This is a genomic window from Litchfieldia salsa (genome assembly GCF_900104555.1).
Lineage (GTDB): Bacteria > Bacillota > Bacilli > Bacillales > Bacillaceae_L > Litchfieldia > Litchfieldia salsa.
In genome coordinates, this window is sequence record NZ_FNJU01000009.1 from 18,435 (window position 1) to 43,321 (window position 24,887).

Here is a 24,887-nt window from a genome sequence, read left to right on the forward strand (position 1 = left end):
TAATCTATCACAAAGGCTATAAACAAAAGAGGTATAATCCGAAAAATAAATTGTTTCATAACTTTGAATTCATTTTCTTCACCCTGAAGTTTGAAAGCGTTTAATTTTACAGATACTTACCGTTTTATTCATGGTCGAGGCGGTAGTAATTTTAATCAAACATGGACACATACTCTTTACAATGTTAATTAAGAAGGCGGAACAAATATGAAAATGAGTGCAATTACATTTATATTGTTTCTTATGTTGACATTCGTTTTGATCGTCCCTGTTTCTGCAAAAAACTCGACGAATGTTCCTGATGATGTTCAACAATTTGCTCAAGCTAGTGGTATTGAGCTCTTTAAAACATCTGCTTCTTCTGATCCTGAAGGGTTTGGATTCTCAAGTATTGATGAGCTTAATCAGATTGAGCTCGGAGACGGATTCCCAGTCTACTATGTGGACTATATGAAGCTGAAAAAAGATAAATCAATTAAAGAATTAAAAAACATGTTAAAGCCTACTGAAAATTGGAGGTTTTTTGTTACTACCAACGGACAACCAAAATCCTTTATCACCGTTGGTTATGAAAATAGTAATCTAACTGTGGTTGAGTATGGGGGTAAATCATCCGGACTTGGGGAAGCATACGAACAAGTAAAAAGGGAAAACCCAAGCGACATTACTTTAGTAGAAGATAGTGGCAATAAATATTTTGTAATTAATAAAGATAAGCAGTTATACGTGGTATCGGATGTATCTGAATTTAATTCAAATGAGCCAAACTATGATCTTGTACCTTCTGAAAAATTAGTGGAGAAAATAAAAAAGGCACCTATTTTAAGTGACTCCTACGTTGACGATGGTACAATTGGGGGCAGTGGCACAGAACACTTATCAGAATCACCATCTCTAGTTCAACCCCTATTAATAAGTTTGGCTACTGCTATTGCAGGTACAGTCCTTTTTATTACAGTGCGAAAGCGTATAAGTAAACCTTAATAGAAGCTATGTTGTGAATATACAAACCGATATGACAAGATTTTGTTAAGTTGTAATGGTTGCAACTCATCATTGAAAAGATTTGACCTTTTTAATGATGAGTTGTTTCTATGGACATTTCTTTATCCAAATATTTTACTACTTTGAAAGTTGAACTTCCAACCAATCTATCAAATCATGATAAAATTGTTCACGCCCAACTTCATCAAATGGACGGTGCCGCATTTCATCATATTCCTTCATTACCTTTTCCTTAGAACCTATGAAGTGAAAGAAGTCACGTAATTTTTCAGGAGGAGTGATTTCATCCTTTAAGCCAAACTGCAATAATAACGGCAAAGTTATTTTATCTGCATTGGTCTCTAGGTTTGATACGGTCTGTAATAGCCCTTGTCCTAATCCAGGTGTGACCGTATTGTGGCGTAATCCATCTGAATTCAATCTCTTAATCATCTTAGGATCTTTCGTTAATAAACTTTGGTTACTAGCACTAGTTATTGTGTAATCAGGCTTTATTTTACTCAGAATTGGAATCAGTAATTTCTCTATCGGTTTTATTTTATAAGAAATGGCTGGAGCTATCGCGACAAGCCCTCTAATACCTGTTCCATGAACTAAACAATATTCAAGGCTAATGACCCCACCAAGGCTATGTCCTATTAAGAAAAGTGGGAGATTGGCTGACTCTGATTCGACCATTTGTCGGAATGTATGTAAATCTCCTCGGTATTCATCCCATTTTTTGATGAACCCTCTTGTACCCACACTTTGTCCATGACCACGCAAGTCAAAAGCATAGACAATATATTGATGTTCAGTCAGTTTGTCGAGTAGATTTTGCAACCCTCCACTATGATCTCCATGACCATGAACAACGATGACTACACCCTTAGGCTTTGACATCGGTTGGATCATCCGATAATAGAGCTTAGCCTCACCAACCCCATAAAAAGTCCCTTCCTTTACATTCAAATCGATCTCTCCTTTAAACAATATCTATTCACTATTCTATATGAACTGGATGAGAAAAAATAGATGGGGCGCGGGTGGGGCACGGGGACGGTTCTCGTGTCTCAATTATTTATATCCAAACCCGAAATGGTAGATCAGAACCGTCCACGTGTAACAAATTACGAAATGATGCACGAGAACCGTCCACGTGCACCAAAAACGCTAAGGGATTTTCCTTAGCGTTGCAATTACTATTTATATTTATCTCTCAAAAAGCCCTCTCCTCATCACCAAGTGCGATGAGGGTTTGTGAGGTAAAATGAGAGGTCAAGCAACATGTTTGGTTGTGTCTTTAATTAAGTCTAGTTTCATTACATTTCTTAAATATGGTAGCACATAATAGTCTGCTCCGAATTTCCCTGCATTTGCACCAGCTGCTAAGATAATGACGCCTAGTAGGACCATCCAAGGGTTTGTGCTTACTGTTCCAGCAAACATGAACATGAAGTTCATCATGAGTCCAAAGAACATCGCTGCAGTCGTTAAGCAGCCTAACAGCAAGCCTACACCTACTAAGAATTCTCCCCAAGGGATTAAGAAGTTTATGAGTCCTACGTTTGGTAATGCAATACCTTCAATAAATGCGTTGTATGTTGGGTAGAGCGCTGCTCCTGTTGCTTTATCAGCGACTGGATTTGCAAGTGCGCCATTTAAATACCCGGCTGCATCAAATCCTCCACCTGTAATTTTACCCCATCCACCAGTCATCCAAGTCCATCCTAGATACAATCTAATCACTGTTAAAATGCCTGCTGCAATCTTATTTTCTCTTAAAAATGTGTTAATCATCTTGAACCCTCTCCTTATATAATTTTTTATTTATCTCTATGTCTGTATCTTACAACCTTGTGAATGTTTTCACAATAGTTGTGTGAATAACTTCACAAATTATTCAAGAAGTTGTGAAGTTTTTATTACAGTCATGGTGGTTATGTAGTAAATGAGGGGTTTCGCCTTATTTATAGGATGTTGCGTGGGTTTCTTTCTTGACTCATAGCGACAAAAATAGCCGAGTAAAGTCAACTAGACTTCACTCGGCATGAGGTTTATTTTAATGAAATAAGATTATTTAGAGGTATTTGTCTTGTTCATGAATTTCAATAAATCTGTAAGTAGTGTACTAAACGTACTCAAATGTTCTTGGATTCTACCAGGATATTCTGTTTCGATAAACTCAAGAGTATCATTTGACGTATGCCATACACCACCATGCTCAACTGTTTGATCATATCCATCTAATGCTCCGATTTCCCAGTTTGTAGCTTCTAGATATCCATATGGAATTCCAAGGGTTTTAAATGGTGCATGATCACTCCAGTCTCCTGTTGTTCCTTTAGGATAACTAGGGTTTAATCCTGGGTTTGTTTCGACATCTAAGTTCTTTTTCTCTGCGATGTTTAATGCTTGATCTCTAATAAATCCTTCTTCACCAAGGCCACCGTATACATACATTTGGTCGCCAACTGCTAAGCTATCCAAATTGATCATGCCTACTGTGTTTTCTATTTCCTCTGAGGACATGTTAGCTGCATAAAACTTTGATCCTTGTAGCCCAACTTCTTCTGCTCCAAAAGCAATAAATACAATTGAATAAGGAGTATTGATCTTCTTTAACACCTCGGCTACCTCTAGCATTACACCAACTCCTGATGCATTATCATCGACACCTTTACCAACAGAAACTGAGTCATAATGTGCACCCACAATGATTTGCTTGCTAGATTTCCCTGGCTTATACGCGATGATATTTGAAGAATGGTGTATTCCGCCTCTTCTGGTATAAGAAAATGGCTGTACTTCTGTTTCTAAACCCATTCTTTCAAATTGATCTTCTATATAGTTTGCTGCCAATGTTTCATTTTCAGTTGATGCGATTCTTGATCCAATCACATTTGCCAAATAATTCATATGTTCATATGCCATTTTACCGCTTTTATGTACAAGTGATGGCTTGTAAGATACTGGAGCTGACTGTGCTGAAGCAGCAGCAACGCTTGAGAATACTAGCATAATGGTTGCAATCATCAATATTGATAATTTCTTTTTCATAAATAGAGTTCCTCCTCGATTTAAGATTGTCTGTAAAACCCATAATCCTCATATTCTATTAGGTTACCTAATAGGTTAATAGAATTGTTAAATGTTGTAAAGAAATCTACCTAATAAGTTTTCGACATAGGTTGCAAGTGGACGGTTCTCATGTCTCATTTCAAATTAATATAATTTCTGATATTCTGCTTTAGATTTTTCATTACCGTCTTTCTGACTACCTTACCCTTTTATTTTAGGAGTTTAGAACCTGTTAAAAAAGCTGACAAAGGGTTGTTAATTCAACTTTGTAGTATGCTGTGAAAATGATTACGTAAATGCTTATGTATCATGTCCTCCACCTCACTTTTTTGAAAAATCAGCTTAGTAGCGGTCTAGCAAAACGGAAGGTCAAATGGTAGATTTTAATCGACATTACAAGCCTTATTTCTACATTAATTTTACTAAAAGTTACTCAATATCTAGCAAATATTCTCAAATTCGACATAGTGGGTAGGTTCAGTTTCATAAGAATAATTAGTAACTCGAAATAATAAGCCATATAACCTATTAACTTCCTTCTTTTATAAACTTATACTAGTTTTGTGCAGAAAATTCAAACTAGTCAAACTATTAAAGGAGGAATATGATGAAAAAGAAAATGTTATCCATATCATTATCAGGAATGTTAGCATTTGGGGCATTAACTACTATTTCCGTACCTGTGGGAGCTGTGGGAAATGGACCAAATTATGGTGGAAATGAATCCATTCAAACGTCCATTCTTTATACATATGAGGAGATGGTTGATTATCTCAAAACTCAAGAGGCAAAACAAGAGGCCATGAAACTTGAAGTCATCGGTCAAACCGTTAAAGGTAGAGACATTTTTATGGCAAAGTATATTTCTAATCCTGATAATCCAACGATCTTATTTTTAACACAACAACATGGTAATGAGCAATTAACGACCGAGGGTGCCCTTGAATTTGTGAAGCACTTAGGGACAAATAAGACGAAAGGTGTTTTGGATCATGTCAACATTCTCATCATTCCTATGCTTAATTCAGATGGAGCTATGGGTGATGTGAACTTTTCACTTGATGAGTATGTAGCAGATGGTGGGCGTCATTTAACAAGATACAATGCAAATGAAATTGATTTAAATCGAGAGCATAATAAAGAGACAACAGCCATGCAACCAGAAGCAAGAGCTCTTCATGAACAAGTACTTATGAAATATGATATTGATTATCTGATTGATTTACATCATCAAGGTACTCGCAGTGGGATTAATGGTGAGTTGGTTTCAGGTTCAATGCTTTATCCAACCAATGATAAAGTGGACCCCGAAGTTGTTGAGAAGTCTAAGAAACTCGGTGCAATTGTATATAATGCCGTTGATTCGACTGGTTGGGGACTTATTGGCAAATATAGAGGCGGTAGTGGCGAGAACATCGGTCGCAATGGTATAGCTGTTCGTTATGATATCTCCACTCTTCTCTTTGAAATGCGTGGTATGTCAGACCACTATTATGATTCCTATGTGCTCGGTCAAAAGAGTAATGGTTATCTAATTAAGCAAACCATTTTGACTCTTGATTCAACTGTAAAAGCTATTGCTGATGGTTCAATCGATACTGTAGATACAAGCTTCTGGGACACACTTCCTTTTCAGTCTAATATACCTGGTGAAGAATAAGAAAAAAGGTGGGGCGGTTTTGTCTTTAGACAAGATTGGCCTCTTTTTGGTTGGAATAATGCCCCCCTCTCTCTCGTGTTAGTGAGACATGAGAACCGTCCCCGTGCACCAATTTGAATCTTTTTACTGTTTTTTCCGTATATAGATGAAAGGTGGTGTTTACGGTGAAGAGAAAATCATTTATAAGTGTTGTTTCCCTTTGTTTTTTAGCTCTATTTTTTCTCCTACCTAGTGAAGGGTTTGCAGTTGATTTTGCGATTACGGATGTGAAAATTGAGGCAGAATTACAGGGAAATGGGAATGTACTTGTTAAGGAGACTCATACCTACGAATTTGATGGAGAGTTTAATGGAATTACTAGAGAGGTTATTCCAAAAGAGGGTACTTCCATACAGAATTTCCATGCAGAGGAAAATGGGAAAAGTCTTAAAATAGAACAGGAGGACCAATTGTTCAAGGTTCATCGTAAGGGATCTGATGAAACCATTACTGTTGAACTCGAGTATTTGATTGGAAATGGTGTTGATATCTATCAGGATGTGGCGGATTTTTATTGGCCGTTCTTTGATGATCGTAATGAATCTACGTATGAACAATTACAAATAATCGTCCATCCTCCTAAGGAAACAGAAGACGTCATTGCCTTCGGGTATGATGAGGCATTTGAGACGGAACAAATTCTACAGGATGGCTCTGTTCTTTTCAATCTGGGTGAAGTTCCGTATGAGGAGAATGGTGATATCAGAGTAGCCTATGATGTTTCATTATTTCCATCTGCATCATTAACTTCGGAAAAACCAATGAAAGAGAAGATCATTCAAGCAAAACAAGATTTACTTGAAGAGGCTGCTTTGAAAATGAAACGACAAGAACAGCTTACTACCTTTGGTGGATCTGCTATTCTTATTTTTGCCCTTATTTTATTCATACTGATTCTAAGCACTTCAAGGGCTGCTCGAAATAGAAAGAGGAATGTTGAACAGGAGTATGATGGAACCTTTTTTGTTCCGAAACAAATAATGAGTCTGCCTGCAACGATTTCTTATACAAACGGAAATGTATTGCCTGCTGAAGCAATGGCAGCTGCCCTACTTGATTTAGTTCGCAGAGGCATCGTGAAAAAAACTGCGGATAACGGATTTAGACTTGTCCAACGTGAAACCGAGCTTAGACGGCATGAGCAAATTTTAATCGAGTTATTGTTTGATAAAATTGGGAAGAATGGCATCTTTAGCTTTGATGATTTAACTTCGTATACAAAAAACAAGGTAAATCATAGTCATTACCAAACTTTCAAAGCGAACTGGAATGAAGCTGTAAGAAATGAAGTAAGTCAGTATGAATTATACGAAGATAAAACAAAATATCGAACGACTGTAGGGATTTCAAGCTTACTGTTGCTTCCCCTTCTGGTTCTATTTCCAATGTACGATTTATTCGGCTGGATGTTCATTACGATTCTATTACTAGTATCTGTTCTAATTTATGCGATTTCCTATCATCCAAAAACATTTGATGGTCTCAGACTTTCCCATGAATGGCAGTTATTTAAAAGGAACTTTAGGGATCTCTCTGATACTAGCTGGGGTGTATTAACAGAGGATGAGCGAATGCGAGCCTATCTCTATGGATTAGGTATGAATGAGAAGAATTTAAGAGAAAAAAACAGAGAACTTGTGGAATCCTTTGAACCATCCCGTATGAGTCACTCTCATGTAGCTGGAATTTATGCACCTACTGATATGACGACAATTGCCTATTTTGGACCAATTGCATCATCTAATTTTCACACAGCCAACCAAACCTCAGAAAGCACAACCAACTCAAGCTCTTCTGTTGGTGGTGGTGGTGGTGGTGGAGTAGGCGGCGGTGGTGGTGGATCCGGGGCATTTTAGGGGTCTGAGGTTTGGGGCGTGGGGCGTGGGGACGGTTCTCGTGTCTCAATTTCAGGTGAAATTGTTAAGGCGTCGGCTGTTTCCGGGGCCCAACTGTGGTCCTCGGTTGCCATGTGTGGTGCCGGGACGGTTCTCGTGTCTCAATGACACATGAGAACCGTCCCCCTGCACCTTATGCACGATAAATTAAATTAGGTGAAATACCTAGTATTCTTGCTGCTTGTCTAACGGATAAACCTCTTATTACTTTTACTTGACGCAATACTAGATTTCGTTGTTCCCTTGGTAAACTCTTCACCTGTGCGATCGCGATTTCACCGAGTAATTCTTTAATATACGGTCTAGCTTCATCATCTGATAATCTTTTCTGCTGATTATCTTCATCTTCCAAACAATGATCATTATGAACTCTCTCATTAAAAACTTTAAAGCTCTCTAAAGCGATAGCTCGATCAGACGATATTTTTTCAAAAATAAAATTATAGTCAACTAGTTCATATGGAAAAATGGCTCTCCCATAATACTCAAGGCAGCTACTCCATTTCCACTCATCCACCTTGGCAACCATCCCAGCTTTGACTGGGTTTTGATGAATATATCTAACCACTCTTAATAAAGACAAATTTGTCTCTACACTTTCACTTTTATACCGATCTTGGAATAAATGCCCTGAGGTATTATACTTCCAGTGATAGTATTGAACAAATCTTACACCAATGCGTTTCATTGTAACTGATAACTCCTCATTCCCTTCTTTTAACAGTAAATGAGCATGATTATTCATCAAGCAATATGCATAAATGGTTGTACTTGAGGAGTTTTTGCATTTGAGGATCGTTTCTAGAAACCTCATACAATCTTCATCATCATGAAAAATCTCCTGTTTATTCGCTCCTCTCAATATTATATGGTACATCCCACTTATACTTTTCTTCCTAGCTTGACGGGGCATTTTTATCACTTCCAAAGTAAGATTTAATTTTCAAGGGGACTGGTTTACGGGTGAGGTTTCTTGTTAGGTATACCGTTGTACTTGGGGTGCTTCAGCCACTGGGACTTTTTTTGGGGAACAGCAGCACACGGGGGGGGTACTGCTGTACTTAGATGTGCTTCAGCACGAAGATGTACTGTTACACCATTTTAGGGATACTTCAACACACGAGGGGTGTGCTGCTGTACTTGAGCGTTTTCAGCACGGGGATGTGCTGTTACACTTTTCGGGGATACTTCAGCACACGGGGCGTGTGCTGCTGTACTTGAGCGTTTTCAGCACGGGGATGTGCTGTTACACTTTTCGGGGGTACTTCAACACACGGGGAGTGTGCTGCTGTACTTGAGCGTTTTCAGCACGGAGATGTGCTGTTACACTTTTCGGGGGGGGTACTTCAGTACACGGGGGGTGTACTGTTGCACTTGAACGTGTTTCAGCACGAGGATGTGCTGTTACACTTTTCGGGGATACTTTAGTAACCGGGAGGTGCTGTTACACTTAATGTGCACCAACACGAGGATGTGTTGGTACATTTTTTTGTGCAACAATCCGGGGATGAACTGTTGCACTTTTTGAGGGTGTTAGCACAAAAGGGTGTGTGCTGTGCGGATGTACAATGCGAATCAGCGAAGGAAACGCGCAAATCGGCTCTGTGGATAACGAAGACGATATACATGTGGTCTTATGAGACATGAGAACCGTCCCCGATTCCCACTTTTGGAAGAAAAAAACTGAGTAGTTTGCTTTCTTTTAGAACCGCTCACACGTTCCAGTATGGTAAAATGATTGTATGATAGCTTTAGGATAAGGGGTGGAAAGATTATTTTAGAGTATAAAGTTTATACACATGAAACAAGTAAGGAATGGGTGGTATTTCTTCATGGAGTCGGAGGAAGTCACTTAATCTTTTACAAGCAAGCGAGATTGTTTAAAAAAAACATGAATTGTTTGTTTATTAACTTTCCTGGGCATGGTAAAAGTAAATCTCTTGATGGGGATTATTCATATACAGCAATCGTTCATAAGGTTATAGAAGTATTAGATCACTTGCAGATCAGCAAATGTCATTTGATTGGAATTTCATTAGGAACGATCATTATGAATGAATTCTCACGGGTTGCCCCAGAACGCATCTCTTCTATGATTTTAGGAGGGGCAGTGATAAGTTGGAAACCATGGACAGACTTTTTGTTTAAGTTAGCTTATACGATTCGCCATTTGGTCCCTTATATGCTGTTATACAGAATTTTTGCTGGAATTTTGATGCCTAGGAGAAACCATAAGTATTCACGTGAATTCTTTATCACTGCAGCAACTAAGGTCGGTCAGCCAGAATTTATTAAGTGGGCAGATCTACTTATTAACGCCCAGACAGTCTTTACTAAAGCTTTAGACCAAGCTAATGATATCCCTAAGCTGTATATCATGGGTGCTGAAGATCATGTCTTTTTGGATGGCGCTAAGTTTGCAGTCTCGATGGAGAGCAATTCAAGGCTTGAAACAATCCCTCAAAGTGGACATGTATGTAATATTGATCAGGCTGAAGCATTCAACCGTTTATCGTTAGCTTTTATCAATCAACAAGCTCAGATTAATTCTAATAAAACAACGGCATAACACGATGGTGTACAATGGTGCATGTGGACGGTTCTCGCTTATCACGTGCTCCATTTTTTTATAGAGTCACACGGCTTTGTTGTCATTTGAAGTGTAATCTAATTACCTCAGAAGAGATCTGGTGATGTGCTAGGAGCAATGTATATCTTCTTGTGTGGAGAATGATAAATTTATAGATTTGTATATCTACTTTACAACTTATCTATGATTCAAAGAAAGTTATTTTGGAAATCCTTTTTGTTTGTAAAAGTTACACCAATCCAATTACATAATTATTCCATCAATATTATCCCCCTTACATTTACATAGGATTATTTACCTATGATTTTTATTCTATCGTTTTTATTAAAAACTGAATAGCCATTTGTAAAATATTACACAATATTGTCATTAATTGTAATATATTAATTTATCTTGTAGGGTTTATCTTAGCTTTTATCTTGGATGACAAGTCTTTGTCCCTCTAATGAAAAAACTATAAAATATTAATTTAGTAAACAAAGTAAATAATCTATTTCTATCATTAACATATTTATAAATAATTAAATAGAAATAATATCTATCAACATGCCCCCCTCTGTTTAAGGTTAAAGGCGGGAGTTTTTGGTGCATGAGAACCGTCCCTATGTTACATGGTATTTATTCTCTACCATTTGCCCATAATGTTAGTGGTGATGATAGATGATAGATATACTGGAATATGTTCTAAATGTAGGAGAAGATAAACAACTTCATTTTCTCTTCTATTTTGGTCTTTCTTTTTTATTAGGTGTTATTGTACTTTTTATCTCTTCCAAAGATATGAGCATTACATGTTTGCGGCTTTTATGGATTTCACTTGTCATACTTGGGGTAATTGAAGAATTTCGTCAATATACATTACCTGATCGTAATGCCGAATTTTTAGACGGTGTAGCTAATTTCTGTGGGGTCACTTGTGGACTTTTTCTTCCATTTTTCTTTGCTTATTTAAGAGTAATGATTTATAAGAGAAAACTGGTACTACCACTGAACCATATACTAGAACTAAGTGCCGTCATCCCTTTCTATCTCGTACTATGGGTAATAAATGAACGGCCATGGTGAATGGGGACGGTTCTCGTGTCTCATTGGGTGGTAATCTTCGAAGTTTGCTATTAATCTAAAAAACCGGTAAATCTTAATCAAACGTTTGAACAATAGAATCCGTGCGGGTTATAAGAGTTTAATCAAACGTTTGTCTTACAAAATCATGTAGTAAAAGCCTTGCAGAGAGACTCTGCAAGGCTACTTTTAATATGATTAATTTTCGTATCCATTTGGATTACTCGACTGCCATTTCCATGAATCTTTACACATATCGTAAATTCCTTTTTCAGCAGACCAGCCCAATTCTTCCTTCGCCTTATTTGGACTTGCATAACAGGTAGCGATATCTCCAGCTCTTCTGTCTGTGATTTGAAATGGAATTTTCACACCTGTTGCTTCTTCGAATGCATTGACCAAATCTAAGACACTATATCCAACTCCAGTACCTAAGTTGTATGCTTCGACACCAGTACTAGACTTAATTTTTTCAAGAGCCTTAAGATGACCTACGGCAAGATCGACAACATGGATATAATCACGAACTCCTGTACCGTCTTCTGTAGGATAATCATTACCAAATACACTTAGCTTTTCTCGCTTACCAGCTGCAACCTGGGTAATATATGGCATAAGGTTATTAGGAATCCCCTTTGGATCTTCACCGATTTCCCCGCTACTATGTGCTCCAATCGGGTTGAAGTAACGAAGAAGTGCGATGCTCCAACTCTTGTCTGACTGATAGACATCTCTTAAAATTTGTTCAATCATTAGCTTTGTACTTCCATAAGGGTTTGTTGCCCCAAGCGGTGCATCTTCAACAAGCGGAACGGTTGCATGCGTACCATAAACAGTTGCTGAAGAACTAAATACAATATGCTTTACATTATGCTTTTTCATCACTTCTAGCAGAATTAAAGTGCCTGTTATATTATTGTGGTAATAATAGATGGGAAGTTCGACTGACTCACCAACAGCCTTTAGGCCTGCAAAGTGAATCACTGCCTCGATTTGATTTTCTTCAAAAACGAGATCCACTTTATCTTTGTCTAGCAAATCAACTTCATAGACTTTCACTTTTTTTCCTGTAAGACCTTCAACTCTTCTTAATGATTCAGGACTACTATTCAAGAAATTGTCCAACACAACAATCTCATACCCTGCATTCAACAACTCAACACAAGTATGACTACCAATAAATCCTGCACCACCTGTAACTAAAATACTCATATAAACTCCTCCATTGGTTGTGGGGCATGGGGACGGTTCTCATGTCTCACTTTTTCTAATCAGCCGTATACGAAATGCCTGAAAACCGTTCTCTTTTTCACGGACAGATATTTCATTCCTGACTTTTGGGATAATATGTATAATATATTAACAGTTCTTTATCCAAAATACACTTGTTTCTTTCCGACCGGTCACATTAGGCCAAGCGAAAATCTTAACTCCACTCTCTTTGTGACACGGGGACGGTTCTCATGTCTCAACTTATTTTAGTATACCAAATCGACCGGAATGATTAAAACATGAAAACCCATGTATCATACTAATGGCAGTTTGATGGTGAAGGTGGTGCCTTGGCCTTCGGTGGAATTGAATTCGATTTGGCCTTCATGTTGTTCAATGATGTTGTAGCAGACCATCATTCCTAGGCCTGTCCCCTTTTCTTTGGTCGAGTAGAAGGGTTCTCCTAATTTATTTTTGATATGGTCTGGTATGCCCTTTCCATCGTCGACAATTTCAATAATGACTTCGTCAAATTCCCTAAAGGCTTTGATACGAATCTTTCCTCCAGCCTCCATTGCTTCAATTGCGTTTTTTATAATATTAATGAACACTTGTTTGATTTGATCTTCATTACATAAAATAAAGAGGTTTTTCTCCATTTCTGTTAATTGAATACTCACATTTTCCATATTTGCTTGAGATTGCATAAGAGTGCAGATATTACGTAATATTTTCCCTACATCTGCTTCTTTTAACGTTGTTGATAGAGGCTTGCCTAACACTAGTAATTCACTGGCAATGGTTTCAATCCGGGCAATTTCTTCATCAATAATCGAGTAGACATCCAAATCCAATGAACCTTCCTGGGATAGTTTTAGAAATCCTTTAATTGTGGTAAGAGGATTTCTGACTTCATGTGCAATGCTTGCTGCTAATTGACCTGCGATACTTAACTTTCCATTTCTTATTTCCAATTTTTCATTGTCTTTTCGTTCCTTAATATCTCGAACTATTGTAATAATTGTATCGCTTAATTCTTGAAAAACAAATGGAAAGGATAAAGCCTCAATATCAATGCTTTTACCAGAAAAAGAAACGAGTTTCCCTTCAATTGGTGAGGGTTGATCCTCATCCTTCAAGCCATTCATGCTCGCCTTCATTTTTTTATAAAATGAAGAATGAGCAAGTTCTAATGTTTTTTTACCAATTAAACTCTTTGGTTCACATTCTAAAAGCTTGAAGAACGCTCGATTCCCATAAACAATTGATTCGTTATAAGAGATAAAAACAGCATCAGGCATGACGTCTAAAAGATGCTTGTAATGGAATTCCTGGTTTTGTAGATTAATGATTTTTTCCTCATATTTAGCTTCCATCCTAATAGAGGGGGCTTGTTTTTCTTTTTCATAAAAGCTTGAAGTCACAAAGTTCGTATCAGACATAATATACTGATGATATTTCATCATTTCCATATGTAGACTTGCTGTCATTTCCATCCCATCATACGCACATACTCCAAATGAATTTACTTTACTTATATATTCGTCAGTTGCGATCTCATATACCTTAATCTTCTTGAGTAAATCAGGTTGTCCTTTAAGCCACTTTACCTTTCCCCAATGTCTGATTGGTACATTTTTATGTAAAAACGGACCGATCAAATTCTCAAATGTCTGAAACACACGATCTGAATCAAAGATGTCATTTGTGTGATAAAATTCGTCATGATTAGCAAATATAATGCTACCTAACTGCTCCTCGGTATATCCTAGTTGCGTTAGCCTTTTAAGGATAATTGAATAGATTTCTGGATCATCTACAAATAAAATAATTTGATTTAGTTTAAAACCTGCAGAAATGAAGACCACTGCATTCTCTATATATTTTTCCGGATCAGAGGAAACATATAATATATGTGAGCCGTTATTTATTTTTGTGTTCGATGTAAGAGCTGCCTCAGGATGAATACTGTTCGTAGAAGTCACAATTGCCATACAAAGACCTACCTTCTATAAAAATCAAATTCTATGGGCTTTGCACAACACAATATGCCCGAGTCTTAATAATAAGAATAGTAATCTTTTATGATTACTCATTCTATCTTCTAATTTATTTTACCAAATTTTTTGTGTCATGTGGGTCTTCGTAATCAATTAGGAGAATTTTGGATAACGTATGTTTTTACTTGAGGAATAAAACAATTAACCTTGATTGGGACGGCAGATTTACATCTTTACTCTTTCTTGTGTTCCCTACTCGACCTTGTTAACGAGGCCGATATAGCATTTTAAAACCCGATAAGATTTATCCAAACGGTTGTTTAGTAGGAATGACAATGGATTCACACCTCTAATCAAACATTTGATTAAACATCAATCCTATTCTAGAAAAATATCAATCGGGTCAATCGGGGACGGTTCTCGTGTCTCATTTTAAAGAAGTACCTCGAATGGTTCTATCGTGTGTCATTTTAAAGAAGTACGGCGATCAGTTCTTGTGTGGCCAAAGCCACCATCATAGACTCATTTATTAGTTTTCAGTTTACTAGGCTAACGTCCACCCGCTTATGCTCTTTTTACATAAGATAACACTGTAACACATAAGGAGGTGTTATAAAGGATGCATAACAACAGCTTTGCTTTAATCGTTGTGCTGTTCATTCTTTTAATCATTGTTGGAACAGCTTATGTTGGATACTAATTGATTTCAAACAATAGATAGTAACAAAAAGCACCACTGGACTCTTGCTCCAGTGGTGCTTTTCAATGTTGAGACATGAGAACCGTCCCCTGTTAGTCCCTACTAAACAAATCTCTTGTATAAACCTTTTGTTCTACTTCTTTTAAATCCTCTGACAATCGATTTGCTACGATTACATCAGATACTTTCTTAAACTCATCAAGGTCATTGATGACTCTAGAATTATAAAATTCAGCTTGTTCTAATGCTGGTTCATAAACAACGACTTCGATTCCTTTAGATTTGATTCGCTTCATAACCCCTTGAATGGCTGATTGTCTAAAGTTATCAGAGTCCATTTTCATCGTAAGTCGATAGATCCCAACTACTTTTGGATTACGTTTAATGATCATCTCTGCAACGTGGTCTTTTCTCGTTCTATTAGCATCAACAATCGCTGCCATGATATTATTGGGAACATCTTCGTAGTTTGCAAGAAGCTGCTTAGTATCCTTAGGTAGGCAGTATCCACCATATCCGAATGATGGGTTATTATAGTGTCCTCCTATTCTAGGATCTAGTCCAACTCCCTCTATGATTTGCTTTGAATTTAATCCTCTTACCTCAGCATATGAGTCTAATTCATTAAAATAGGCAACTCTCATGGCTAAGTACGTATTAGCAAAGAGCTTAATAGCTTCTGCCTCCGTTGAGTTTGTAAATAACACCGGGATATCTTCTTTGATTGCACCTTCAGCAAGCAAGTCTGCAAATTTCTTTGCTCTTTCCGATTGCTCTCCCACAATAATTCGAGTAGGGTGAAGATTATCATATAACGCTTTTCCCTCTCGTAAAAACTCAGGTGAAAAGATAACGTTTTGCGTATCAAACTTCTCTCTGACTGATTCTGTATACCCAACTGGAACGGTAGACTTTATAACCATAACAGCATCCGGGTTAATTGATAACACATTCGCAATGACAGCCTCAACTGTTCTCGTATTAAAATAGTTCTTTTCTGGATCATAATTAGTCGGCGTAGAAATAATAACATAATCTGCATCCTTAAACGCCTTATAGTTATCTGTCGTCGCTGTTAAATTTAATTCCTTTGTTGCTAAATACTCTTCAATTTCATGATCAATAATTGGAGATTTCTTATTATTAATCATGTCCACCTTTTCTTGAATAATATCTAAAGCAATCACTTCATTATTTTGAGCCAATAAAACCGCATTTGATAAACCAACATAACCAGTACCAGCTATTGTAATTTTCATCTATACATAAACTCCCTTTACTTACTTATTAATCAATTATACTATTTTATCTGATTTACCGGAAATATACAATTATCCCCAGAAAAGAAATTGGGGCGCAGGGACGGTTCTCACGTCTCATCCACCACCCTAGACTCTTTCACCAGTTTCCAATCTCTTAGGCTAACGTCCACCCGCTGACCCTATTTTTGCATAAGATAACACTATAACACGTTAGGAGGTGTTATAAAGAATGTATAACAACAGTTTTGCTTTAATCGTTGTGCTGTTCATTCTTTTAATCATTGTTGGAACAGCTTATGTTGGATACTAATTGGTCGTAAACTTAATTATAATGATGAAAAAGCACCGCTGAGACTTTCTGTTCCTGCGGTGTTTTTTTGTGGTCATTCCAACGCTCCGATGCATTCTTCTAGTTTGAGACGGCCCTCTGTTTCAACCACCAACTATCTTTTCACTAATTTTAACCACCACACTTTTTGATACTGTAGATTGAGACACGAGAACCGTCCCCGTACACCATGTACTTCTCATGGGTTCTTTAGTAAAATAAGTAATAATTACTGATGGAGAGAGGATAAACCAATATGACATATAAAATGATTGTACTTGACTTGGATGATACATTGTTACGTGATGATCACTCGATTTCAGATCGTACTAAGGAAGCATTGATGAAGGCACAAGAAAACGGGGTTAAAGTTGTACTAGCATCTGGTCGACCAACTTTCGGAATGAAGCCTATTGCAGCAGAGCTTTCCTTAGAAAAATTTGAGAGCTTTATTCTTTCTTTTAATGGTGGAAAGATTATTAACTGCCATTCAAATGATGATATGTTTAGTAGTACATTGCCCATTGAAGCCGCTCAAAAACTATATGAACTAAGCGTTCGTGAAGGAGTAAATATTCATACCTATATTCGGGATGAAATTATAGTAGAGGTGGACAACCCTTATACAACTAGAGAATCGGAAATAACAAAGCTTCCAATCAAACTTGTCGATAAATTCACAGATTCTGTAACAGAACCCGTTGTTAAAGTATTAATGGTCGGCGATCCAGAGAGATTAAAAGAAGTAGAAGCTAAGCTTCAAGTGGAACTAGAGGAAGAATTTAGTGTTATGCGCTCAAAGCCATATTTCCTTGAATTCACTGAAAAAGGTGTGACAAAAGGGACAAGCTTGGCACAGCTAATCAAATCCTGTGGAATTAAACGCGAAGAGGTTATTGCCATCGGTGACAGCTATAATGACCAAGCGATGATTGAATTTGCTGGCCTTGGTGTAGCGATGGGAAATGCTCCAGATGATATTAAAGAAATCGCGGACTATGTGACAGACACAAATATGAATGATGGTGTAGCTAAGGTTGTTGAAAAGTTTGTATTAGATAAGATTTTGATTAATTAATATTTTGATAAAATAGATCTTGATGGTAGTGTACACTTCACTAGGATGATTTATGTAAACACCCAAAGTCTTGATGAGTAATATACTTCATCAAGGCTTTTATTTATAAGTGAGACATGAGAACCGTCCCTGCGCACCAAAAAGGATATTCAGTGTAGGTTGGAGAATATTTACAGTCAATGATTTCAGGAGGTTTTTTAGTTGTTAAAAAAAATGAATAGAAAAGACTTAATAACTAATGATGATATTTGGAATGCCATGGTTTTTTTAATGAGCGAATATGATTTCCCAACAGATAACCAACTCGCAAATAAAGTTTCTCTTGTTTACCATTACTACTCTGAACTTGAAAGTGGAGGTCATGAGGCTTTATTCAATTGGTTTGGAACGCAAATAGAAGAATTAGGAGCAAGCAACTATTTCAAAGAACTTACATCCATTCTTGAAGAGATTAATGCTCATGAATATTCCTTAATTGAAAAAGAGTATGGTGAAAAATCGTGGGAGTTATTCAAGGCATTAGAAAATAATGAAATACAAGAAGAAGCTTTTTATGAGGTGATTGAAAAAGCCGATACTGAGTATCAAAATCTTAATGGAAAATTAGCCGATTTATTGGAAACATACTTCATCAACATCCATACACAATTAATTGAAATTGTTGAATGAAACAGGGGACGGTTCTCGTGCACCATTTTAGGCCCCTTTGCACAGAAGTCGAGAACCCTTCCGCGTGCACCATTTCAAGTCTTGGCATGAAACACGAGAACCGTCCCCGCTCACCTCAAGAACTGACCTTGCATCTTATGGTATAGTTATTAGATAAGAATGAAGGGAGTTTTAAAATTGACTAATCAAAATGGACAAGCTGAATTACCACCGAAAACCTGTAGTATTGAACGTCTCATCACAAAGGGTGATGATATTAAGTTGGTACTAGAAGGGCGAAAAACAGCAACAAGGCGGAATGGAAGATATGCGGATGTTGGCGAGGTTATGGAATTAGAAGGGAAACAATTCACTGTTGAGGCTGTGTATTCTCAATCTCTTGGTGATTTGACTGATGATCATGCACGTCAAGAAGGATTTGAATCTGTGGAAGAATATAAAGAAACGATTCTTTCATATCACCCTGGCATGCCTTGGCTGCCTACAATGAAGGTCTGGGTTCATGAGTTTCATCCAATAGAAGATTCGAAATAAGTTGGCATGGATTTATTTTATCGTATCATCATTTTTATTCATGTTTCTAGCGTCATCATTTCACTCGGACCATTCTTTATACTTTTACCGATTGTAAAAAAAATGGGACATGCGGTCGATAAGGAATTAGCCTTTTACATAGAAACGTTCCGCTTTGTTGTCAGATTGACAAAGCACGCTGGTCATGTACTTGTAGGTTCAGGAGTATTGCTCGTTGTGTTAAGTCCTTGGACATGGGACACTCCATGGATTCTAATGACCATCATTATTTTGTTTGCCTCATTATTCTTTTTGGCTCGCGCATTTTCTCCAACCTTAAAAAGGTTTAACGAGGAAGGCGCGAATCATCAAGAGTTAGCAACACAGCTAAAAAACTCAGTTTGGATCTATATTATTCTTTTAATGACCATGCTTTGGTTCATGGTTGTTAAACCTTATTTATGGTAACAAGGGGACGGTTCTCGTGCACCATCGCATTTGAGGTAAACAGTGAATGAGACATGAGAACCGTCCCCAGAAATCATTGATTAAGCACGAATCCATTTCCAAATTTCTTTAGGTGTCGCATTTTTTCCGTACATTAAGATTCCTACCTTAAAGATTTTCCCTGCAAGCTTCATAAACAACCATATGCTGATCACTAAAATAACAAGTGAGATGATGATTTCAATCCATGGCCAACTATCTAATAAAACGAGGCGTAATAGTAAAATTCCAGGCATTGAAAATGGAAAGTACGTCCCAATTTGGGCAATTAACCCACTTGGGTCTCCCACAACCGGCCCAATAAATATAAATGGCAGGAAAGGTAGCATCATGACCATCCCTTGAAAATTACCTGCGGTTGACATATCTGCCATTGTTGCTCCCACTCCCACAAACAGAGCCGCGAATAGAAAGTAACCGAGGATCGCGATTAGGATATAAAGCAATAATTCTGGAACAAATAAATACTCAAATATAGGGATTTCTAACTTCCAAAGGGCAATCGGAATACCAAACCCTAAGAAGACAACTGCCTGCACCATTCCTAGACCAAAGTAACCAATAATTTTCCCTTGCATCAACTCTCCAGGTGTCAGCGAGGATAAAATGATTTCTGCCACTTTATCTTTCTTTTCTTGAGAAGCACTTTGAAAAATATACATACCTGAAAACACAATCGAGAGTAAGATAATTCCCGCAAAGGCCCCAGGAACAACGCGTTTAAATGGGTCTTCACCACCACTTACTTCCTCACCTTCTTCACCAACCGTGATTTCATCAACAATTGCTTCTTCAAAGACCACCCCTTTAGAAACAGCAACTAACTCCTCATCCGTTAACCCTAATTCCTTCATTTGCATGGTTTTTAAAGGAATTTCTAACACTTGTACTTCATTCATAAAGAATGGATTCATTTCTTCACTCGTATAAACCTCAAATACACCACTATCAAAAGAATCCTGGTCTAAGTCTAGATACGCTGAATTTTCCATTCCTTTCAGTTCTTCGATCATTACTTCATTGTTTTTATCTGTAGTTTCCAGTTCCCAATTCAGACCTTGATCAATCACTGTTATTTCGAGAGCTTCAAATACACCAAGTTGATCATTTATAAGTACACGTGTTGCCGGCTCTTGTTCACCCTCTGAATCTTCAAAAAGAGTGCCAATGAACATAAACCCTAGGAATAAGATTGGGGTTAAAAATAAACCAATGAGAAAGGTTTTGTTTTTCATATTTCTTTTCATTTCCCATTTTGCAACTTTTAATGAATTACGCATTGATCTCTGCCCCCTCCTTTAGGATATTTTTATCAGTCGCAATATCAATAAAGATTTCATGTAATGAAATTCGGTCAATGGTTAACTCATTGATTTCTAGTGTTTCTGGTAACGACCTTACCCAAGATGCTATATTTACGTCCTTTGATAGAAATAAAGTAATCGCATCATCAGACTGTTCAACTCGTTGTACCTCTGCTAACCCTTCAACGTCTTCCACACGATTTTTGCCTTTTATCGTGCATTTGAAATTCGCGTATTCCTTTTTGACATCACCCATTGTTCCATAAATGACCTTTTGACCACGATGGATTAAAAATAAACGATCACACATTTCCTCTACTAAGTTCATTTGGTGAGAGGATAATAGAATTGCTGTTCCATTCGCTGCTAGATTCTTAATCTCATATTTAAATAGCTCCTGACTCACCGGGTCAAGTCCTGAAAAGGGTTCATCAAGAATTAAAAACTCTGGCTCGTGTAAAATAGAAGCGATAAACTGTACCTTCTGCCCCATTCCCTTTGATAATTCCTCGACAGACACCTTCTCCTTCCCTTCTAAACCAAACTTTTTCAAATAGGAAAGTGCCCGCTCCTTCGCTTTTTTTATTGGATAATCCTTTAAATCGGCTAAATAAAGAAGGATATCCAAAACCTTTACATTTTTATAAAGTCCACGCTCTTCTGGTAAGTAGCCTATCTTATTACGAGGAATTTCTGTATGACCTTGGAATGTGATACTCCCCTGATCAGGATACATAATACCCATGATATTACGAATCGTTGTCGATTTCCCCGCTCCATTTGGTCCAAGAATCGCCATAATCTCACCCTTATTCACTTCAAAGGAAATTTCCTTCAAAACTTCTATCTCTTTAAATGACTTCCTCAAACCCTCAACTTTCAAAAAAGTCTCCACCATTGTTCCCCCTTCCAAAATTTAACTCCTTCATTTAATACGAAGCCAACACGAATAAGTTTCAAGGGGACGGTTCTCGTGTGCCAATTTTGTATGGGGGTTATCGCAAGTTCTTTCGTTCCGCTTTAGTACCAATTGCTGAGCTTACTTGAGACACGAGAACCGTCCCTACCCAGCATCATGCTTAGCCCCCTTGCACGCCACAACCAAAAAAAAAGCCCTGTTGAGTATGAAACTCAGGCAGGACTATTTTGAATGAGACGTGAGAACCGTCCCCATGCACCATTATTTAGATAATGCCACTAGGCGTTGTGCGGAAGCTTTTACTTCTTCCATACCAGCTGCAATGATTTCTTGTGCTTTATCAGGCATTGCATTATGACCTTCAATCACAACTTCGTCAATGATTTCCATACCGAATACGCCACCAAATACGTTACGCATGTAGTTAACAGCCATTTCCATTGGAGCTGCTTCTGGTGTTGAGTAAACTCCACCACGAGCATTTAAAAGAATCGCTTTTTTGTCAGTCATCAGTTGAACCATGTTACCTTCTGCATCGTATTTGAATGCAAATCCTGCCGCATAAACGTAATCAATAAACGTTTGAAGTTTTGCAGGGATTGTTAAATTCCATAATGGGAATGCAAACACGACAACGTCTGCTGCAGTTAGAGCATCCATTGCTTTTTGTTTAGCAGCTAATAGGCGTGATTCAACATCTGTTAATTCTCCGCCGTTTTGAACTTTTCCGAAAGCATTGAATAAGTCTTGACCGAAATATGGAGTATCCTCTTCATATACATCATAAGTTGTTACGTTTAGGTTTGTACCTTCTAATTCAGCCATAAACCCTTCATACATTTTACTAGAAACAGCCTCTGAAGCCGGACGATTATTTGCTTTTACAACTAATACATTCATTTAAAAAACTCTCCCTCTTACTTAAAATTAATATACTTACATTCTTATAGTTGTTATAGCAACTATATTACTTAGGATGTATTGGATTCTTGTTGTGTTTAAAATGGCTAAGAAAACAGCTTTATACTTCGTGTGTAGACCTCTTTTTTATCGAAAATGTTTCAATAAACGAGTAATCAATTATTTAGCATTGTTTTCTACATTCCTTCTCATTTTCATCAACACTTTTTGAACAATCAATAATTCTTCTTCGGAAATTCCAGAACAGACAACCTGATTGTGTTCTCTAGCAATTGGATATAATTTTTCACCTAGTTTTTCCCCACAATCGGTAAGATACACATTGAGCGAACGACGATCAACTTCATTAACATGCCTTCGGATAAAACCTTTTTTCTCAAGATTGCTGATCATACGAGCAATATTGGTTTTATCTTTGTTCAGTTTTTGAGCAATTTCATTTTGCGTCAATCCGTTCTTTTCCAATAGAAGTAACATGATTAAGTTTTGTTCAGGTGCAATATTTAAGGGCTCTAGCTTCGCTTTAACATAACTCGTTAACGCTAAGTCAGTATGATGAATCAAAATACCTATATAATCATTGACAAAGTTCTTCATCCAAAAGGTCTCCCAGCGTAGAAATTAGTCCCGAAAATGATAACGATTATTGCCCAACCATAAGATGTTTTCATTATAGCAACAAGTAGTTGCCTATACAACTAATTTGCTTCACGGGGACGGTTCTCATGCCTCATCTCAAACTTGTGTACCTGGACAGTTCTCATATTCTATTAAAACAAACAAAATGGTGCATGAGAACCGTCCCCGTGTCTCACCAAAAATAAACGTTGTTTTTACCATTTTCTTTAACTTCATAAAGGGCTTGGTCTGCTCTTTTTACGATCTCCTCAGGAGAAAGTTCACCATTGTATGTAGAGATCCCAATTGATGTTGTTATGTTGATGCTTTGATTTTCATACACCATTGGTTTTTCAATTTCGGCTTGTATTCTTTTCACAATAGCTTGGACATTGTCTTGGTTAAAAGGCTCTGAAATAATTACAACAAACTCATCTCCACTCAAACGACAGACCTTATCGGTCGATCGAATTGAACGTTTAATCCGCCTTGAAAATTCGATAAGAACCGCATCTCCTCCAGCATGACCAAGTGTATCATTCACATTCTTAAAGAGATCAATATCAAGATACATAAGAGCCAAATCACTAGAGGTTTTCCTACACTTTTTAATCTCATCATTTAATAATTCATTAAAGTGATAACGGTTTGGAAGGCCTGTTAACGTATCATGAAAAGCTAAATATCTTAGCTCTTCCTCATGCTTTTTACGTTCACTTATGTCCCTTGAGACAATAATCGTTCTCGTCTTATCTTGTTCGACAACAGAAGAACCTTTTACATCCATCCACAAAAATTCATTATGCCCGCTTTTATAACGAACTTCTAATTGTAAGGTCTTTTTGTTTTTCGTTACCGTATCAACCAATGCCATAAAAAGAGGAACATCCTCCTCATAAAGGAAATCCGAGATCGATTTATTCATACAATCCTCAGGTAAGACATTTAACAATGCTACTATCGAGGGAGAAACATATGTAATCATTTTTGCCTCATCTAAAATCATAATTAAATCAGATGTATTTTCCGCAATGAATCGATACTTTTCCTCGCTTTCCCTTACCTTCTTTTGTGCTGCAACTTGTTCTGTCACATCTTTGTACATAGCCACCGTAAATAATAACTCGCCATCATGATTTAGGACAGGCGAATAAGAAGCGACAATATCTAATAATTCCCCTGTTTTCGTAAGTCGTTGGATTTCATAATAATTGAGTCGTTCACCTTTTTTCATCTTTTCTAAAAAGGGCTTTTGATCCTTGATCAAGTGTTGAGGAATGATTGGTGGTTGTGGATCATTTCTTAATTCTTCACTGCTAAAACCAAGAATTACTTCGAACGCTGGATTTGCCCTTAACACGGAGCCATTAGGTGCAATCAAGAAGATGGCATCATTGGTATTTTCCCAGATCAATTCTAGTTCATCAAGGGTTGTAAAATCTGTCTGGTTAGGAACGATATAACGGTTTTTCGATATCATCAGACAATCCCCCGTATCATGTTGAGTGCAAAACATTAAGTATAATATCCTATATTATACCTAAA

Annotated in this window: 23 protein-coding genes; 11 read left to right on the top strand and 12 right to left on the bottom strand. The window is 37.3% G+C overall.

Features of this window, described 5'->3' with window-relative positions; genetic code table 11:
- Positions 1-207 precede the first annotated feature (207 nt).
- A complete protein-coding gene (locus tag BLQ56_RS16035) occupies positions 208-984 on the top strand; it encodes a hypothetical protein (protein ID WP_090856530.1) in 777 nt (258 codons plus the stop codon).
- 138 nt (positions 985-1,122) lie between these two features.
- Here BLQ56_RS16035 and BLQ56_RS16040 read toward each other — a convergent pair whose 3' ends face one another.
- From BLQ56_RS16040 to BLQ56_RS16050, 3 genes are all read right to left on the bottom strand, one after another.
- Positions 1,123-1,956 carry an alpha/beta hydrolase gene (locus BLQ56_RS16040; RefSeq protein ID WP_090856533.1) on the bottom strand — a complete coding sequence of 278 codons (834 nt, stop codon included), beginning with the start codon at positions 1,954-1,956 and terminating at the stop codon, positions 1,123-1,125.
- A gap of 306 nt (positions 1,957-2,262) precedes the next feature.
- Entirely contained in the window at positions 2,263-2,784 is a 522-nt protein-coding gene (locus BLQ56_RS16045) for a DoxX family membrane protein (protein ID WP_090856536.1), read from the bottom strand.
- A 276-nt stretch (positions 2,785-3,060) separates the two neighbouring features.
- A complete protein-coding gene (locus BLQ56_RS16050) occupies positions 3,061-4,044 on the bottom strand; it encodes a M20/M25/M40 family metallo-hydrolase (RefSeq protein ID WP_090856538.1) in 984 nt (327 codons plus the stop codon).
- Positions 4,045-4,672: 628 nt separating this feature from the next.
- On the opposite strand from BLQ56_RS16050, the gene BLQ56_RS16055 reads away from it, so the two are divergent.
- Both BLQ56_RS16055 and BLQ56_RS16060 read left to right on the top strand, forming a co-directional pair.
- Positions 4,673-5,725 carry a M14 family zinc carboxypeptidase gene (locus tag BLQ56_RS16055; RefSeq protein ID WP_090856540.1) on the top strand — a complete coding sequence of 351 codons (1,053 nt, stop codon included), beginning with the start codon at positions 4,673-4,675 and terminating at the stop codon, positions 5,723-5,725.
- Positions 5,726-5,889: 164 nt separating this feature from the next.
- On the top strand, positions 5,890-7,620 hold the full coding sequence (locus BLQ56_RS16060; protein WP_175490341.1) for a DUF2207 domain-containing protein: 1,731 nt from the start codon (positions 5,890-5,892) through the stop codon (positions 7,618-7,620).
- Between the two features lie 172 nt (positions 7,621-7,792).
- Here BLQ56_RS16060 and BLQ56_RS16065 read toward each other — a convergent pair whose 3' ends face one another.
- Complete coding sequence (locus BLQ56_RS16065) at positions 7,793-8,572, bottom strand: REP-associated tyrosine transposase (RefSeq protein WP_090856546.1); 780 nt, start codon at positions 8,570-8,572, stop codon at positions 7,793-7,795.
- Positions 8,573-9,397: 825 nt separating this feature from the next.
- Here BLQ56_RS16065 and BLQ56_RS16075 point away from each other — a divergent pair.
- Both BLQ56_RS16075 and BLQ56_RS16080 read left to right on the top strand, forming a co-directional pair.
- Positions 9,398-10,228 carry an alpha/beta fold hydrolase gene (locus BLQ56_RS16075; RefSeq protein ID WP_090856556.1) on the top strand — a complete coding sequence of 277 codons (831 nt, stop codon included), beginning with the start codon at positions 9,398-9,400 and terminating at the stop codon, positions 10,226-10,228.
- A gap of 681 nt (positions 10,229-10,909) precedes the next feature.
- Positions 10,910-11,314, top strand: a complete 405-nt coding sequence (locus BLQ56_RS16080; protein ID WP_090856559.1) for a VanZ family protein — start codon at positions 10,910-10,912, stop codon at positions 11,312-11,314.
- Between the two features lie 195 nt (positions 11,315-11,509).
- Here BLQ56_RS16080 and galE read toward each other — a convergent pair whose 3' ends face one another.
- Together galE and BLQ56_RS16090 are read right to left on the bottom strand one after the other, a co-directional pair.
- Positions 11,510-12,523 (bottom strand): UDP-glucose 4-epimerase GalE, encoded by a 1,014-nt coding sequence (gene galE / locus BLQ56_RS16085; protein ID WP_090856561.1) that lies wholly within the window; start codon positions 12,521-12,523, stop codon positions 11,510-11,512.
- 314 nt (positions 12,524-12,837) lie between these two features.
- Positions 12,838-14,517 (bottom strand): ATP-binding protein, encoded by a 1,680-nt coding sequence (locus tag BLQ56_RS16090; RefSeq protein WP_090856564.1) that lies wholly within the window; start codon positions 14,515-14,517, stop codon positions 12,838-12,840.
- Between the two features lie 625 nt (positions 14,518-15,142).
- Between BLQ56_RS16090 and BLQ56_RS16095 the strand changes: the two genes are divergently transcribed.
- On the top strand, positions 15,143-15,223 hold the full coding sequence (locus BLQ56_RS16095) for a YjcZ family sporulation protein (RefSeq protein WP_090856566.1): 81 nt from the start codon (positions 15,143-15,145) through the stop codon (positions 15,221-15,223).
- Positions 15,224-15,315: 92 nt separating this feature from the next.
- On the opposite strand, the gene BLQ56_RS16100 is transcribed toward BLQ56_RS16095, so the two are convergent.
- Positions 15,316-16,482, bottom strand: coding sequence for a nucleotide sugar dehydrogenase (locus BLQ56_RS16100; protein WP_090856570.1), 1,167 nt, complete (start codon positions 16,480-16,482; stop codon positions 15,316-15,318).
- Positions 16,483-16,714: 232 nt separating this feature from the next.
- Between BLQ56_RS16100 and BLQ56_RS16105 the strand changes: the two genes are divergently transcribed.
- From BLQ56_RS16105 to BLQ56_RS16125, 5 genes are all read left to right on the top strand, one after another.
- Positions 16,715-16,795, top strand: a complete 81-nt coding sequence (locus tag BLQ56_RS16105) for a YjcZ family sporulation protein (protein WP_090856573.1) — start codon at positions 16,715-16,717, stop codon at positions 16,793-16,795.
- Between the two features lie 274 nt (positions 16,796-17,069).
- On the top strand, positions 17,070-17,891 hold the full coding sequence (locus BLQ56_RS16110; RefSeq protein ID WP_090856576.1) for a Cof-type HAD-IIB family hydrolase: 822 nt from the start codon (positions 17,070-17,072) through the stop codon (positions 17,889-17,891).
- A gap of 201 nt (positions 17,892-18,092) precedes the next feature.
- Complete coding sequence (locus BLQ56_RS16115; RefSeq protein WP_238457292.1) at positions 18,093-18,560, top strand: DMP19 family protein; 468 nt, start codon at positions 18,093-18,095, stop codon at positions 18,558-18,560.
- A gap of 177 nt (positions 18,561-18,737) precedes the next feature.
- Positions 18,738-19,094 (top strand): ASCH domain-containing protein, encoded by a 357-nt coding sequence (locus tag BLQ56_RS16120; RefSeq protein ID WP_090856579.1) that lies wholly within the window; start codon positions 18,738-18,740, stop codon positions 19,092-19,094.
- A gap of 6 nt (positions 19,095-19,100) precedes the next feature.
- Positions 19,101-19,541 (top strand): hypothetical protein, encoded by a 441-nt coding sequence (locus tag BLQ56_RS16125; RefSeq protein WP_090856582.1) that lies wholly within the window; start codon positions 19,101-19,103, stop codon positions 19,539-19,541.
- Positions 19,542-19,621: 80 nt separating this feature from the next.
- On the opposite strand, the gene BLQ56_RS16130 is transcribed toward BLQ56_RS16125, so the two are convergent.
- The 5 genes from BLQ56_RS16130 to BLQ56_RS16150 form a co-directional block, all read right to left on the bottom strand.
- Positions 19,622-20,860 carry an ABC transporter permease gene (locus tag BLQ56_RS16130; protein ID WP_090856585.1) on the bottom strand — a complete coding sequence of 413 codons (1,239 nt, stop codon included), beginning with the start codon at positions 20,858-20,860 and terminating at the stop codon, positions 19,622-19,624.
- Entirely contained in the window at positions 20,853-21,779 is a 927-nt protein-coding gene (locus BLQ56_RS16135; RefSeq protein ID WP_090856930.1) for an ABC transporter ATP-binding protein, read from the bottom strand. Before BLQ56_RS16135 ends, BLQ56_RS16130 begins: the two co-directional genes overlap by 8 nt.
- 285 nt (positions 21,780-22,064) lie before the next feature.
- Positions 22,065-22,703: an FMN-dependent NADH-azoreductase gene (locus BLQ56_RS16140; protein ID WP_090856588.1), complete on the bottom strand. Its 639-nt coding sequence runs from the start codon at positions 22,701-22,703 to the stop codon at positions 22,065-22,067.
- Positions 22,704-22,883: 180 nt separating this feature from the next.
- Entirely contained in the window at positions 22,884-23,321 is a 438-nt protein-coding gene (locus BLQ56_RS16145) for a MarR family winged helix-turn-helix transcriptional regulator (RefSeq protein ID WP_090856590.1), read from the bottom strand.
- 214 nt (positions 23,322-23,535) lie between these two features.
- Positions 23,536-24,822, bottom strand: coding sequence for a diguanylate cyclase domain-containing protein (locus tag BLQ56_RS16150; RefSeq protein WP_175490342.1), 1,287 nt, complete (start codon positions 24,820-24,822; stop codon positions 23,536-23,538).
- Between the last annotated feature and the right edge of the window lie 65 nt (positions 24,823-24,887).